The organism is Microbispora oryzae (assembly GCF_017896165.1).
Lineage (GTDB): Bacteria > Actinomycetota > Actinomycetes > Streptosporangiales > Streptosporangiaceae > Microbispora > Microbispora oryzae.
Genome location: NZ_JAFCNB010000012.1, coordinates 201,628 through 214,762, shown reverse-complemented (window position 1 = coordinate 214,762; position 13,135 = coordinate 201,628). Strand labels below are relative to the sequence as shown.

General features: G+C 73.6%; 14 protein-coding genes. 8 read left to right on the top strand and 6 right to left on the bottom strand.

Annotated elements, in window-relative coordinates:
• A partial coding sequence (locus JOL79_RS22305) for a Clp protease N-terminal domain-containing protein (RefSeq protein WP_146605600.1) occupies positions 1 to 127 on the bottom strand: 127 nt, incomplete at its 3' end.
• 297 nt (positions 128 to 424) lie between these two features.
• On the opposite strand from JOL79_RS22305, the gene JOL79_RS22300 reads away from it, so the two are divergent.
• Positions 425 to 712 carry a hypothetical protein gene (locus tag JOL79_RS22300; protein WP_210157821.1) on the top strand — a complete coding sequence of 96 codons (288 nt, stop codon included), beginning with the start codon at positions 425 to 427 and terminating at the stop codon, positions 710 to 712.
• Here the strand turns inward: JOL79_RS22300 and JOL79_RS22295 are convergent.
• Positions 687 to 905, bottom strand: coding sequence for an EF-hand domain-containing protein (locus JOL79_RS22295; protein WP_210157820.1), 219 nt, complete (start codon positions 903 to 905; stop codon positions 687 to 689). The genes JOL79_RS22300 and JOL79_RS22295 overlap by 26 nt on opposite strands.
• A 165-nt stretch (positions 906 to 1,070) precedes the next feature.
• On the opposite strand from JOL79_RS22295, the gene JOL79_RS22290 reads away from it, so the two are divergent.
• The 3 genes from JOL79_RS22290 to JOL79_RS22280 all read left to right on the top strand — a co-directional run bounded on the left by JOL79_RS22290 (position 1,071) and on the right by JOL79_RS22280 (position 3,567).
• Positions 1,071 to 1,382: a hypothetical protein gene (locus tag JOL79_RS22290; protein ID WP_210157819.1), complete on the top strand. Its 312-nt coding sequence runs from the start codon at positions 1,071 to 1,073 to the stop codon at positions 1,380 to 1,382.
• A gap of 236 nt (positions 1,383 to 1,618) precedes the next feature.
• Positions 1,619 to 3,157, top strand: coding sequence for a PQQ-dependent sugar dehydrogenase (locus tag JOL79_RS22285; protein ID WP_210157818.1), 1,539 nt, complete (start codon positions 1,619 to 1,621; stop codon positions 3,155 to 3,157).
• A 104-nt stretch (positions 3,158 to 3,261) separates the two neighbouring features.
• On the top strand, positions 3,262 to 3,567 hold the full coding sequence (locus tag JOL79_RS22280) for a hypothetical protein (RefSeq protein ID WP_210157817.1): 306 nt from the start codon (positions 3,262 to 3,264) through the stop codon (positions 3,565 to 3,567).
• A gap of 5 nt (positions 3,568 to 3,572) precedes the next feature.
• On the opposite strand, the gene JOL79_RS22275 is transcribed toward JOL79_RS22280, so the two are convergent.
• Genes JOL79_RS22275 through JOL79_RS22260 form a run of 4 tightly spaced genes read right to left on the bottom strand, consistent with a single transcriptional unit; the run spans position 3,573 to position 10,479 of the window.
• A complete protein-coding gene (locus tag JOL79_RS22275) occupies positions 3,573 to 4,268 on the bottom strand; it encodes an ABC transporter ATP-binding protein (RefSeq protein ID WP_307848672.1) in 696 nt (231 codons plus the stop codon).
• Positions 4,261 to 5,202, bottom strand: a complete 942-nt coding sequence (locus tag JOL79_RS22270; protein WP_307848671.1) for an ABC transporter ATP-binding protein — start codon at positions 5,200 to 5,202, stop codon at positions 4,261 to 4,263. Before JOL79_RS22270 ends, JOL79_RS22275 begins: the two co-directional genes overlap by 8 nt.
• The gene (locus JOL79_RS35115) at positions 5,186 to 7,672 is read right to left on the bottom strand and encodes an FtsX-like permease family protein (protein ID WP_210157815.1); all 2,487 of its coding nucleotides are present in this window, start codon (positions 7,670 to 7,672) and stop codon (positions 5,186 to 5,188) included. Before JOL79_RS35115 ends, JOL79_RS22270 begins: the two co-directional genes overlap by 17 nt.
• Positions 7,669 to 10,479 (bottom strand): FtsX-like permease family protein, encoded by a 2,811-nt coding sequence (locus JOL79_RS22260; protein WP_210157814.1) that lies wholly within the window; start codon positions 10,477 to 10,479, stop codon positions 7,669 to 7,671. The genes JOL79_RS35115 and JOL79_RS22260 overlap by 4 nt, the downstream gene beginning before the upstream one ends.
• A 335-nt stretch (positions 10,480 to 10,814) precedes the next feature.
• Here JOL79_RS22260 and JOL79_RS22255 point away from each other — a divergent pair, with 335 nt between their 5' ends.
• From JOL79_RS22255 to JOL79_RS22240, 4 genes are all read left to right on the top strand, one after another.
• Positions 10,815 to 11,720, top strand: a complete 906-nt coding sequence (locus JOL79_RS22255; protein WP_210157813.1) for a hypothetical protein — start codon at positions 10,815 to 10,817, stop codon at positions 11,718 to 11,720.
• A 135-nt stretch (positions 11,721 to 11,855) separates the two neighbouring features.
• Complete coding sequence (locus JOL79_RS22250; RefSeq protein WP_210157812.1) at positions 11,856 to 12,128, top strand: GlsB/YeaQ/YmgE family stress response membrane protein; 273 nt, start codon at positions 11,856 to 11,858, stop codon at positions 12,126 to 12,128.
• Between the two features lie 156 nt (positions 12,129 to 12,284).
• On the top strand, positions 12,285 to 12,899 hold the full coding sequence (locus JOL79_RS22245; protein ID WP_210157811.1) for a D-sedoheptulose-7-phosphate isomerase: 615 nt from the start codon (positions 12,285 to 12,287) through the stop codon (positions 12,897 to 12,899).
• On the top strand, positions 12,896 to 13,135 hold the full coding sequence (locus JOL79_RS22240; RefSeq protein ID WP_210157810.1) for a HypC/HybG/HupF family hydrogenase formation chaperone: 240 nt from the start codon (positions 12,896 to 12,898) through the stop codon (positions 13,133 to 13,135). Before JOL79_RS22245 ends, JOL79_RS22240 begins: the two co-directional genes overlap by 4 nt.

Genomic DNA, 13,135 nt, shown 5'->3' with positions numbered 1-13,135 from the left:
CCTCACCCTCATGGATCAGACCAAGAAGAATGTGCTCCGTACCGATGTAGTTGTGATTGAGCATCCGGGCCTCTTCCTGAGCCAGGACCACAACCCGCCGCGCACGGTCGGTGAACCTCTCGAACATGTCGGCTCCCTCCGGGAGAACAGTTGCGGAGTTAAGACTCCGGTAAACCACACTACCCGCGAGGGGCCGTGCCGACAGCTCCAGCGGGGGTCCGGCGGTTCGGCGTCGTCGGAAGAAACCGCAGGTAGAAGCCGTGTGCCCGGAACCGTTCGCGAGCAGCGGAATCAGAGACACGGCGTTTGACGCGGTCACGCCCGCCCACATGCGGTCACACAGCCACACACGCGGCCGGGCTCCCGGCGTCATGCCCGCGCGGCCCCCGGAACTGTCGGTGCGGGCCGCCAGAATGGCGTCATCGTGATCAGCACATCGCCGCCCGAGGCACTCACCCGACCCCTGCCCGTCGACCTCGTCGACGGGCCCGCCGGCCTGCTCTACCTGCTTCCGCGAGCGCCGCTCACGGTGGAGGACTGCGAGACGCTGTCGGCCCTCCTCGCCGCCCGGGCCGCCGCGGAACGCCGGCGGCCCCGTCGATCACCCGTGCCGGATCGACGGCCGGAAGACGGCCGTCAGGAGACGGCCGATCGCGCGGCGGGCGGCCGGGCGGCCTCCGGGATGGTCAGGAACGGCCGCTCAGCCGGATGAACTCCTCCAGGGAGAACCGTCCGTCCGCGTCCACATCCGCGACCCGGTCGAGCTCCGCCACGCCCTCGTCCGGCAGGTCGGGGAAGTGCGCACGCAACTCCTCCTCGGTGACGTAGCCGTCGCCGTCGCTGTCGATCGACTCGAACTGCCGCTTGAGATCCGCCAGCCGTTCCTGGGTCAATTCCTCCGCCACCGCGACCTGCCTTCCTACGGAAACCACACCAATGCCGCCAAACTATGACGGACGTCCCGCATGTGGCGACAGGGGCCGGCCGGATACGACCCACGGCCGAATATGATCCGGGGAGGACGCGCGGACACCGTTCGTGGACAGGCTGCGATCACGAGGAGATCAGCGATGACCCACCCCCTGGACACGCGGTACGCGCACCAGCGCACCCCTCTCAGCGCGGAGGAGAAGGTCCGGGCGGAGGCGGGCTTCGTCCCTCTCGTCGCGCAGCACCTCGCCGACAGCGGACGGTTCAGGGTGAGCGCAGACACGCCCGAGTTGGTCGAACTCTTCCAGGGTGTCGCCCGCCGGGTCGGCGAGATGCTCGGGCGGCCCGTCGTCAGCTACGCCAACGGCCGCTACATGGTCATCACCTTCGGCCCGGACGCCGGGCAGGACTCCGGCGCGATCGAGCGGGGACCCCGCTCGTTGGGCGAGTAACACTCCGGGCGTCACTCACGCGGCGATCGATCGAGGCAGTCGATCGAGGCGGTCGAGGCGATCGCGGCGGCTCGTGAAAGTTTCCGGCGCGCGATCGCTCGGGAGGCCCGCGGCGCTGGTCGGCGAGGAAAGGCGGACCACCGCGTTCGCCGTCCGTTGTTTCCGCCCGCGGACGCCGGGTAGCGTCCGGCTGCCGAGGAGCTCACAGCCGACGTCCAGGTTCTGGAGAGCACGTGATGCCCAAGCGTCTCAGCCCACCCCCCATCGCCGTCCTCCCCACGCTGGCCGCTGTCCTGGCCACCGTACTCACCACAGTGCTGGCCACCGTCCTGACCACCGCGGCGTTCGTCGTCGTCGATCCGCTCACCGCCGGGGCGGCGACCGGCGGGTTCGACTTCACCCGGGCGCAGGTCGCCACGACAGGTCTGCAGGCGCCGTGGGGAATGGCCTTCCTCCCCGACGGCAGCGCCATCGTCTCCGAACGCGACACGGCCCGGATCATGCAGGTGCGGCCGGGCTCGGCGCCAACGCCGGTGGCCACCGTGCCGGGCGTCACGCCCAGCGGCGAGGGCGGCCTGCTCGGCATCGCCGTCTCCCCCTCGTACGCCCAGGACCAGTGGGTGTACGCGTACTACACGAGCAGCACGGACAACCGTGTCGTCCGGTTCCGGCTCAACGCGCCGCAGACCCAGCAGGTGCTCCTCTCCGGCATCGCGAAGGCGAGCTTCCACGACGGCGGGCGGATCGCGTTCGGCCCCGACGGCATGCTGTACGTGTCCGCCGGCGACGCGGGCACCACGTCCAACGCGCAGAACGTCAACAGCCTGAACGGCAAGATCCTGCGCATGCGGCCCGACGGGAGCGTGCCCCCGGACAATCCCATCGCGGGATCGCGGGTCTACAGCTACGGTCACCGCAACGTCCAGGGGCTGGCCTGGGACGGTCAGGGACGGCTGTACGCCACGGAGTTCGGCCAGGACACCTGGGACGAGATCAACCTCATCGTCGGCGGCGCCAACTACGGCTGGCCGACCTGCGAGGGCAAGTGCAACGACACGCGCTTCCGCGACCCCCTGGTGACCTGGCGCACCGCCGACGCGTCGCCGAGCGGCCTGGCCTACGCGAACGGCACCCTGTTCGCCGCGGCGCTGCGCGGGACGCGCCTGTGGACCATCCCGGTCAACGGCTCGACCGTCGGCACCCCGGCGGCCGAGTTCCAGGGCACCTACGGCCGGCTCCGCACGGTGGCGGTCGGACCGGACGGCTGGCTCTGGATCGCCACGAGCAACCGGGACGGCCGGGGGACCCCGACGACGGGCGACGACCGCGTCCTGCGCGTTCCCCCGGCCGGAAACCCCTCCCCGAGCGCCACGCCCAGCCCGTCGCCCAGCGCCACCCCCAGCCCGGCCGTGAGCCCGACTGTGAGCCCGACCGTGAGCCCGACGCCGCCGGTCAGCCCTCCTCCCGGCGCGGGTTGCGCGGCGACGTACCGGGTGACCAACGAGTGGCCCGGCGGCTTCCAGGGCGAACTGACCGTGGTCAACACGCGGACGACGGCCATCTCCTCCTGGACCGTCACGTTCACCTTCCCCGGCGGCCAGCGCGTCACCCAGCTCTGGGGCGGCCGCTACACCCAGTCAGGGGCGAGTGTGACGGTAACCAACGAGTCGTGGAACGGCGCCCTCGCCCCGAACGCCTCGACGACCGCCGGCTTCACCGGCAGCTGGTCGGGCACGAACGCGACTCCGTCCGCGATCGGCTGCACGGCCACCTGAGGCCGCCTGAGGCCGCCCGGGCCCGATCGAGCACCGGCCGCGCGCGCACGCGGCCGGTGCGGCACTCTGGGAGGTGAGATCGGGACAGGGCGGAGAGGTCGCCGATGGCGGACGGGAAGATCACCAGAATCGGGCGATGCTACGCGTGCCGGGAGACCTTCGGATACGACCCCGACACGGTCACCACTGTCCTGATCGATCCCCAGACGAGGCTGCCCCCGGGCATGACGCCCTTCGGAACGCGACGGCAGCCGTCTCCCGCCGCGCTCGCCCGAGCGGAACGTGAACCGATCTGCCCCCGCTGCGTCGAACGGGCCCGCCGGTTCAGGGAGGAGCAGACGGCCGACCCGTCGGCGGGCTGGCCCACGTGGCGGCGTGATCAGGGCGATTCCGGAAGCCAGGCGCCGTAGCGCCGTCAGCCCGCAAGCGTCCCGTCGCGCAGCTCGATCACCCGGTCGGCGAGGCCGAGCAGGCTGGGGTCGTGCGTGGCGACAAGAGCGGTCACGCCCTCGCTGCGGACCAGTACCCGGAGCAGTTCCATGATCTGCAGGGCCGTCTGGGAGTCGAGCTGGCCGGTGGGCTCGTCGGCGATGAGCAGCCGGGGCCGGTTGGCCAGCGAACGGGCGACGGCCACCCGCTGCTGCTGCCCTCCCGACATCTCGTACGGCCGCTGCCCGGCGTGCTCGGCGAGGCCGACGAGCGACAGCAGCACGCGCACCCGCTCGTCCCGCTCGGCGGCGGGGACCCGGGCCAGCCGGAGCGGCACGCCGACGTTCTCTGCGGCCGACAGCACCGGGATCAGCCCGAACGTCTGGAAGACGAAGCCGATCACGTCGCGACGCAGCGTGAGCAGTTCCGCCTCGGCCAGCTCGGTCACCCGGCGCCCGGCCACCTCGACGGTGCCCTCGTCCGGCCGGTCGAGACCGCCGACCAGGTTGAGCAGGGTGGTCTTGCCGGAGCCCGACCGGCCGCGTACCGCGACCAGCTCGCCGGGGTGCGCCTCGAACGACACGCCGCGCAGGGCCTCCACGCCGCCGGGATACACCTTGCGCAGCCCCTCGACCACAATCACCGGCCGGTCGCTCATGTGGTCGGGCATCTGGTCACTCACCGGCGTCGCCTCCCTGGTCCGCGGGCCAGACGCCGATGTGGTCGCGTTCCAGCTCCAGCCGCACCCGCTGCTCCATGCTGAGCGCGGTCATGAACTCGCGCGGCAGCTGGAGCCGGCCCGCCCGGTCGAGAACGGCGTACTCCTCGGCCACCACCTCGCCGTCCGAGGAGGCCCGGCGGAGCGTCTCGCTCGATGTGCGGCCGTCCCGGATGCCGATCGTCCGGTCGACCTGCTCGGAGACCAGCGAATCGTGCGTCACGACGACCGTGGTGACGCCCAGCTCGCGGTTGGCGTGGCGCAGGGCGGCGAACACCTCGTCCGAGGTCTCGCTGTCGAGCTCGCCGGTCGGCTCGTCGGCCAGGATCACCTCGGGCGCGTTGGCCAGCGCGACCGCGAGGGCCACCCGCTGCTGCTGCCCGCCCGACATCTCCCCGGGCCTGCGCTCGGCGCAGTCGGCGACCCCCATGAGCTCGAGCAGCTCGCCGGTGCGCGCCCGCCGCTCCCGCCGGCTCCCGCGGCCGGCGAGCCGCATGGGCAGCGTCACGTTCTCGAACGAGGTCAGGTACGGCAGCAGGTTGCGGGCCGTCTGCTGCCAGATGAACCCCACCACCGACCGGCGGAAGCGCAGCCGGTCGCGCGGAGTCATCGACAGCAGGTCGACGCCGGCCACCCGGGCCAGCCCGGCCGTGGGCACGTCGAGCCCGGACAGGACGTTGAGCAGCGTCGACTTCCCCGACCCGGAGGCGCCCACGATGGCCACCAGCTCGCCCCTGCCGATGAGCAGGTCGAGCCCCTGGAGCGCGACCACCTCGACGGCGGAGGCCCCTCCGGTCTTGTAGATGCGCACGAGGTTGTCGCACAGGATGTGCGCGTCCGCGCCGAACACGGGCGCCCGGCCGGCGGCCCGTGCCTCCAGATCAGCGAGAGTGTCCACGACTGCCTCCAAGGTAGGCGCCGGCGAGTGCGATCGCGGTGACGGCCGCCGCCACGAGGAGCGGGAGGACCGGCATCCCGGTGTAGGCGGCCGGATCCGACGCCGGCGAGCCCCCCGCGTAGGCCGCCGGGTCGACACCGCGGCCGAGCAGCCACGGCAGGCCGAGCCCGAGCAGGAGTCCCGCCGCGGCCGTCACGAGCAGCGGCGGCGCCGTCTCCACGACCGCCGTCGCCCCGGCCTGCGGGCGCGTGAGACCGAGTGAGCGCAGGAGGGCGAGCACCCGCGCCCGGCGGGGCGCCCCGGCGACCAGCGCGATCAGCACGGCGGCCAGCGCGTACGCCGCCAGCGCGGCGGCCATGACCCGCAGGCCGCCGGTGACGGCCGACATGAGCGGTTCGCGCGCCAGCTCCGCGAGCGCGCGGTCGACCGTGGTGATGCGGACGCCCGCCTCCACGATCCCCCGCACCGCCGCCTCGTCCCCGTCCACGAGCAGGGTGTTGGGGTGCTTCGGCGCGCCGGGCACGACGATCAGCGCGCCGTCCGCCGGATCGACGGCGGGCATCCCGGTCACGACGCCCTTCGGCGTCACCGTCGCCGGTTCCGGCCAGTCGATCTCGAAGCTGCGCATGGCGGACAGGTCGCGCGAGACGAGCGCTCCCCCGGCCCCCGGCGACGCCGGAAGGGTCACCGGGTCTCCCGCGACCAGCCGCCGGTAGGCGTCGAGGTCGACCGCGAAGACCGTGGCGGCCCGGCCGCCGAAGCCCACCTGGGCCGTCGCCCGGCCCACCGCGGCGGGAACGACGTCCCGGACCCCCGGGAGGCGGCGGACCCGTTCCACCTCGGCGGCCGTGACCTCCCGATCCCATTCCAGCCGGACCGGGGCGCCGACCTGCTGCCACGCGGTGACGCGCTGGGCGACGCCGATCGCGTCCTGGGTGACGCCGGCGTACGTGCCGACGGCCAGCGCGGGCAGGAGGGTCAGCGCGGGCAGGACCGCGCCCGCCCCGGCGCGCGCCCCCATGATCAGCCCGAGGTACGGCAGGGGCCCGCGGCGGCGGGACGCCAGCCGTACGGCCAGGCGGAGCGGCAAAACGTAGAGGCGCAGGACGACGAGGGCGAGCGCGACGGCGAGCAGCGCAGGCACGGCGACCAGGGTGAGGTCGCCGCCCGCGAGGCCGCGCGTCCGGAGCAGGATCGTCCCGCCCACGCCGAGAACGAGTACGAAGCCCTCCAGCACCAGGCGGCGGCCGGACGGCGACGCCGACACCAGGTCGTCGCGGGCCTCCTGGAGCGGCCCGCTCTGGGCGCGGACCGCCGCCGCGCAGCCCGTCGCCGCCGCCGCCAGGGCGAGCGCCACGGGTCCGAGCACGGTGACGAGTGTCGCGGGTCCGGGCACGAGGGTGGCCAGGGCCGCACCGATGATCGCCGCGGGGACCGTCGCCAGCGCGACCGCTCCCCCGCCCACGGCCGCGATGTACGGCAGTGAGGCGCCCCTGGCCCGCATCAGGCGCAGGGCCGGGCCCATGTGCTGGGCGAGCAGCAGGATGCCGAGCGCCAGGGCGCCGAGGCAGACCAGGACGAGGGCGCTCAGGGCCACCCCCATCAGGGCCCGGGTGGCCCCGAGCTTGTTCAGATACTCCGTCAGCACCCGGTCGAGACCGGTCGACAGGGCGACGTCGAAATCCTGCCCGCCCAGCCGCCTGCCGTAGACGTCCAGCCCGGCCAGCGCCGGCGCCGCGTCGCCCGCGGTGACCTTGGCGGCGTCCACATCGACGATCCACGAATAGACGAGCGGCGTGTCGGCGGCTGCGGCCAGCCCGTCGCCGTCCGTGAGGCCGGTGACGTAGAGGTCCTCCTCGTCCGCGAGCGGGGGGAGGCGGTGCACGACACGGGTGAGGCCCGACTGCGACGCCCAGAACCGGTCGGCCGGGCGCACCGGCTCGAACAGACCGCTGACGCGTGCCGTGATCGAACCGGCGTGCAGCACGTCGCCGACGTCGAGTGAGAGCTCCTTGGCGGGCGCCGCGGCCAGGGCCACGTCCATCCGGCCGCCGGAGGCCGGGCCGGGCGGAGCGCCGCGCACGAATCGGACGCGCCCCTCGATCCCGGAGAGCCACTGCAGGGTGAGGTACGTGTGGCGGCGGACGCCCGTCGCCGGGGTGGCGAAGCCGTAGGTCCCGGTGTCCGCCACGATCTGCCGCAGGCCCGGGGGCACCAGGGCCCGCAGGGCGGCGTCGCGCGCGCCCGCCTGGGACACGCCGTGCGCTCGTAAGGGATCGAACGGGCTGCTGGTGTAGGTGAGGAGCATCGAGGTCGCGACCGGCGGAGCCGTACGGACCGTCTCGGCCGCGGCGGCGTCGAGGGACGACTCGATCATCCGGGGCAGGCCGGAGACGAGCAGTGTGGCGCCCAGCATGAGCGCGGCGAGCAGCGCCGCCGTCCCGCGGTGGACCGCCGACAGCCGGATCACCGGTCCTCCCCGAGACGCAGGGCGCCGGCCGGGCCGCGGCGGTGCAGCGCCCGGGTCAGCGCCGTCACGATCACGGTCAGCACGGCGAGCAGAGTGGCGATCAGCGCCGCCACCGCGGCCCACGGGACGTGGAGCAGCACCGGCGGGGTGACCACGGCGGCCTGCCCGGTCACCACGATCGCGGGGACGACGGTGGAGAAGAGGGCGGCGGCCACCAGGACGCCTCCCGCGAGCGAGATGCCGATCACGAACGACTGCTCCACGACCATGAGGCCGAGCATCTGCCGGAACGTCACACCGAGCGCGCCCAGCACGCCGAACTCCGCCCTGCGCTCCCGGGCCGAGACCGCGGCGTTGACCAGGAATCCCAGCACGGCGAAGACGAGGGCCGCCGCGAATCCCAGCAGCAGCGCGCCCTGCAGCCCGGCCGCGAGCGGGTCGTCCCGCAGCCGCCGGGTGAGCGCGCCGAGGTCGGTCACCGCCAGACCGGGATCGCGGGCGAGTACGGCGGCCGCCGGGGCCGTGTCGTGACCGGCGACGGCGAGCCACCATTCGGTGACGTCGGCCGGGCGGCCGCTCGCGCGCAGCGCGGACAGGTCGGCGAGCAGCGCGGAGCCGCCCGCGGGCGTGCCCGGCACGGCCGCGACCACCGCGACCACACGCACGGGGAGGGCGGCGGAGCCGAGGGTCACCCGGGTCGTCTCCGCCAGGTCCGGAGTGACGGCCACGGGCAGCGGACCGCCGGCGGCGGCCAGCCGCGTGGCTATCACGCCGAGGGGCACGTCAGAAAGGTCGGGACGCAGCGCCATCACCCGGCTCAGCCGCGACGCGTCCACGGCCAGCAGCGTCGCCTGCGTGCTGCCCACGAAGGCGTCACCGCGGTGGACGGCGGCCGCGGCGGTCACCCCGGGGAGCCCGGCGAAGCCGCGACCGCCTCCCGAGGATCCCGAGGATCCCGAGGATCCCGAGGATCCCGAGGATTCTGAGGATTCTGAGGCTCCGCCGGTCCCCGAGGTCCCCGGCGGGACGGCCACCCGCAGGTCCGCGCCCGCGAGGTGCCGCGCCTGGTCCTCCTGGGATCCACGCCAGGTGGCCGCCGTCGTGAGTGACAGAACGCCGATCGCCACGGCCATGGTCAGCAGGAGCGCGGGACCGGCGTGGCGGCCCGGTCGTCTGCTCACCTGCCGCGCGGCGAGCGCGGCGGCGAGCCCGGCCCGCCGCGCGGTGAGCCGTTCCACCAGCCGCGACGCCAGGGGGACCAGCCGCAGGCAGAGCAGTCCTCCGCACAGGAGGGCCAGCGCCGGGCCGGCCACCGTCAGCGGGTCGACGCCGAGGTCGCCGCCCACCCGGGCGGACAGCGCACCGCCCTGGTCGCGGAGCTGCCAGACGGCCGGCACCGCGATCACGATCAGGACCAGGTCGGCGCCGGTCCGCTGGATCAGCCCGCGCCGCTCGCCCCGGCCCCGCGCGGCCTGCTCCTCCACATACGTACGGCGGCCACCCAGCACGGCGGGCGCGGCCAGCAGCGCAGCGCACACCGGCGCGACCGCGGCGGCGACGGCGAACGCGGACGCCCCGGGCGTCGCCGGGATCCGCACGCCGGAGGCGCCGATCCACGGAAACGCGCCCACCGCGCGCAGCAGCAGGGGCGCGAGGAACGGCGCCGCGACCGCGCAGGGCAGCGCGACGAGCAGGGCCTCCCCGGCCGCGAGCGCCGCGAGACGCCCCGGGCCGCCGCCACGGGAGCGCAGCAGGGCCAGTTCCGGCCTGCGGTGCTCGGCCAGCAGCCGGGCGGTCAGCGCCAGGGCGTAGGCGGCCAGCACGATCAGTTGAAGCGCCGGGACCAGCATCGTGGACCGGGCGACCACGGCCGCCCGGTCGAGCTGGCCGAGCATGTCGGGCAGCGGGCTGACCGCGGCGCACTGCCCGCAGTCGGCCCTGAGCGCGGCGCCGATCCCGGCGATCGACGCCGCGCTGGAGCGGAGCCGCTCCGGTGGCAGCCGCCGCAGGTCGGGCTCGGCCAGCCAGGTGGCCGTCACGCCGGTCGCGAAGCGTCCGAGGAAGGTCTCGGCGGGCACCACCAGCGGGCCGTACGTCGTGAAGTCGCCCCCCTGGACGCCCGTGCGGAGCAGTTCGTCCCCGGCCCAGCGGCCGTCGTACGGGTCGCGGAGCCGGAACACGCCGCTCACCCTGACCGTGATCCTGCGCCCGTCAAGCCGTCCGACGATCGTCAGCTCGTCTCCGGCGGAGAGTCTCATGGCCCGGGCGGCCGGCTCGGACACCGCCACAGGGACCGCCGGCTCCGTCCCACCGCCTGTTCCGGCTCCGGATGCGGGGGCGGGGGCGGGCCAGCCGCCGCTCACGAGTTCGGCCCGGCCGTCCAGCCCCTCGTAGGTGGCGAATCTGGTCAGGTCCGGGTCGGATGGCTTCCCCTGACCGGTCTTCCGGCCGTTCCCCTGGCCGGTCTTCTGACCGGACTTCTGGCCGGACTTCTGGCCGGTCTTCTGGCCGGACTTCTGGCCGGACAGGGCGTACGAGTCCGACTGGATGCCCACGGTCACCTGGACGGGGATCGTGCCGTAGCCCTGGGCGACACGGGTGCGGACCGTCCGGTCGACGCCCGGGAAGTCGTCCGCCCCCACGGTCGAGGTGACGGTCGTCGCCCGCACGGACAGCGGTGCGAGGTCCATCGCCCGCCGCACTCCGGCATCGGTGACCAGCGCCGTGTAGAGCGCGAGGGCGGAGAGCGTCGTCGTGGCCAGCAGGATGGAGCCGAACGCCGCGAGCAGCAGGGAGGGCTCGCTCATGGCCCGCCGCACGATCAGCGGGCGCCGCCCCCGTCTGTCCCGTCCCACTGGTGCTGCCGCTCCGCGTTTCTGGCGTTGTCTCTGGCGCCATTTCCGGCGCCATTTCTGGCGCCATTTCTGGCGCATTTCTGACGCTATTGCTGGCGTTCACGCAAGCCCACAGGGCTATCGCCCCAATATATTTGGCTCGTCATCTAAGCACATAACGGCGCGCCAAAACAACCCCTCCGCACGGCACGGCTTCGGACGGCCGCGTCCGTGACTGCATCGTGATCATTGCCGGGGAGGATGCGTGGGCGCCGCGAGGGACGCGGCCCACGACGGGAGGAACGCCCATGAGGCGAACGATCGCCGCCCTGATCTGCGCCGCGTCGGCCGTGCTCGCCGCGCCGGGACTGGTCGCACCCGCCCACGCGCGGACGCGGCCGGCGGCCGGCGCCACGGATCCGGCCGCGGCGCTGCGTGCTCAGTACGTGCCCGGCCGCGGCGTGCACGTCGCCACCACCACCGTGCTCGGCTCGCGGGGGCAGCGGAACACGATCTCGACGCACGACGAGGGCGACGTCGAGTTCGGCCGCTCGGGCGTCGCGGCGTCCGACTTCACCGCGTCCGTGACGCTGAGCGGGGCGCCGGACGAGATCGCCGGCCTCCTGGGCGACCAGACGGCGCCCACCCGGACCGTCATCGTGAAGGGCGTCGCCTACACGCAGGGCGGCCTGTTCTCCGACGTGCTGCCGCAGGGCAAGACCTGGCTGCGGTCACCGAAGGCCGACCCGGCCGCTCCGCTCTGGTCGAGCCTGCAGGTCGTCCAGGCCCTCGACCCGGCGATGCTGGCCGCCACCCTCGCCGCCACGAACGCGACCGGACGCGGGGGCACCGTGGACGGCACCCCGACGACGCTCTACCGCGGCACCATCACGCTCCAGCGGCTCTACTCGGCCGTCCCCACCCTGAAGCCACAGCTCAAGTACATGTCCGCGCGGGAGCGCGCGACACGCGTCTACTGGCGGATCTGGATGGGGGCCGACCGTCTGGTACGGAAGGTGACGACGGCGACGCGCGCGACGCTCAAGGTCGGCAAGACCGAGGACGAGATGATCATGACGGGCACCACCCGGTACACCCACTGGGGAAGGAAGTTCCGCGTCACGCCGCCGCCCGCCTACCTGGTGGCGGACATCTCGGAGATCAACTTCCCCACGCCTGCCGCCCTGCCGGACTACATCAACCTCGGCGACTGATCCCGGGACCCGGCCGGCATCCGTCCGGCCGACCTCCCGAACCCGCAAAGAGAAGGTCAGCCGCAGGTCAGCGACGGTGTTGACGGTTTTCCCAGGGGCACAAGCCTGGCACCCGACAAACGAGGAGGGTGAAGCATGACCGTCTCGGGCATCATCTCCGCGATCATCATCGGCGCCATCATCGGCGCGCTCGGCCGACTGATCGTGCCCGGCCGCCAGCCCATCCCGATCTGGCTGACCATCGTGATCGGAATCGTGGCCGCCCTCATCGGTTCCGCCATCGCCCGCGGAGCGGGGGTGGCCACCACACCGGGAGTCGACTGGATCGAACTGCTCATCCAGGTCGCCCTCGCCGCGCTCGGCGTCTTCGTCGTCGCCGGCCTGTACAAGCGCCGCAGCGTCGGTTGACCGGCGAACCCGGTAGATCTTTACATAATCACCGACATCGCTTTTGTCCCGGCCAGCCGGGCCGGGCGTACGGTCGATTTCGAGGGGCTCTCCGGGCCGGGGGATCTCCCCCGCCCGGAGCGGAAAGACACTCGCGACCTGGGGAAGTGGTCCGTCGTGGACCAGTCCGTCCTGGCATCCGTCGCGGAGATCTTCGCCCGCCGTACGCGCCCGGCACGCGATCTGGCCCTGGAGGCGGACGCGGTGGCGCGGGCGTGCCACGCGATGGCGAGGCGCTTCCACGACGGCGGTCGCCTCATCGTCTTCGGCAACGGTGAGGCCGCGACCGACGCCCAGCACATCGCGGTGGAGTTCGTCCACCCGGTCATCGTCGGCAAGCGGGCGCTGCCGTCCTTCTCACTCACCGGCGACGTGGCCACAATCACGGGCGTCGCCGCGGGCGGCGGCGTCGACGACGTCTTCGCGCACCAGATCAGGACCCTCGCCGTGGCGGAGGACATGGCGCTCGGCGTCTCGCCGTACGGACACTGCGGCAACGTGCTGCGCGCCCTGGAGACCGCCAGGTGGATGGGACTGCTGACGCTCGCCCTGACGGGCGGCGACGGCGGTGACATCGGGCGCAGCCCGGCCGTCGACCACGTCGTGATCGCCCGGTCCGACGATCCACGGGTGATCAAAGAGGTGCACGTCACGACGTACCACATCCTCTGGGAGCTGGTCCACGTGTTCTTCGAGCAGCCCGGAGTGCTCGCCCCCCGGGTGGTCGCGTGACGGCCCCCGAGCCCGGCGCGCCTCGGGCCTGTCCCACGGGGACCCCCACGGGGACCTGCGTCACGTGCTCCGACGAGGCGGTGGCGGTCGTCGTGGTGAAGATGCTCGGGGACGGCCTCGCCACCGTGGAGACCGGCCGCGGCCGCGAGGAGGTGAGCGTCGCCCTGGTGGACGCCCGGATCGGCGACACCGTGCTGGTCCACGCCAAGGAGGCGATCGCGGTGGTGAGGGGGTGA

What these genes read in the sequence shown, in the direction of transcription:
- JOL79_RS22290 (WP_210157819.1), top strand. Translation starts at nt 1,071, where the DNA reads ATGACCCACCCCCTGGACACGCGGTACGCGCACCAGCGCACCCCTCTC.
- JOL79_RS22285 (WP_210157818.1), top strand. Translation starts at nt 1,619, where the DNA reads ATGCCCAAGCGTCTCAGCCCACCCCCCATCGCCGTCCTCCCCACGCTG.
- JOL79_RS22280 (WP_210157817.1), top strand. Translation starts at nt 3,262, where the DNA reads ATGGCGGACGGGAAGATCACCAGAATCGGGCGATGCTACGCGTGCCGG.
- JOL79_RS22260 (WP_210157814.1), bottom strand. Translation starts at nt 10,479, where the DNA reads ATGAGCGAGCCCTCCCTGCTGCTCGCGGCGTTCGGCTCCATCCTGCTG.
- JOL79_RS22255 (WP_210157813.1), top strand. Translation starts at nt 10,815, where the DNA reads ATGAGGCGAACGATCGCCGCCCTGATCTGCGCCGCGTCGGCCGTGCTC.
- JOL79_RS22250 (WP_210157812.1), top strand. Translation starts at nt 11,856, where the DNA reads ATGACCGTCTCGGGCATCATCTCCGCGATCATCATCGGCGCCATCATC.